The organism is Achromobacter sp. Marseille-Q0513 (assembly GCF_018195695.1).
Taxonomy (GTDB): domain Bacteria; phylum Pseudomonadota; class Gammaproteobacteria; order Burkholderiales; family Burkholderiaceae_B; genus Achromobacter.
The window spans coordinates 1-450 of record NZ_JAGTJY010000530.1 but is presented as its reverse complement, the minus strand read 5'-3'; the positions used below and the strand labels follow the sequence as shown (position 1 = coordinate 450).

1 pseudogene is annotated in these 450 nt (G+C 48.0%); it reads right to left on the bottom strand.

Features of this window, described 5'->3' with window-relative positions:
* Positions 1 to 433: pseudogene (locus KDH83_RS31625) on the bottom strand (DNA methylase); the annotation flags it as partial.
* Positions 434 to 450: the final 17 nt, after the last annotated feature.

The following is a 450-nucleotide window of genomic DNA, read 5'->3' as shown; positions in this document are numbered from 1 at the left end:
GTCTCTGATAATCAAAAATTGCTTTCTCTCGCACTCGGTCAACAATTGCTTCTGGCCCTACATCTGTTTTGACGCCATGCCATGCTTCAACCAAAAAATTCAGGTCTGCGTAATAGATGTTTTCTCCAAACGGTGGGTCAGTGAAGATGTAGTCAACTGATACGTCCGGGAGAGGCGAGTCACTTGCACTGCCAGTGGAAACCATCGCCGAAGCAGGGTGTGTCTTGAAAGTTGTAAATGTTTTGGAAAGCCTGTCCAACTTTCCTTCAAACTGCGCCCAAGGACTGACTTCCGAAATAATTGACGGAACATAAAAGACACCTGGTAGATCAAGGCCGACCTGCGAGCCACCGAGTCGGCCATGCTGTACGGGTTTATATCTGTTGAGAACAGACATCCCACGAATGCCCTGCTCAATGAAGAACATCAGCATTTGGCGCAGCCTACGAT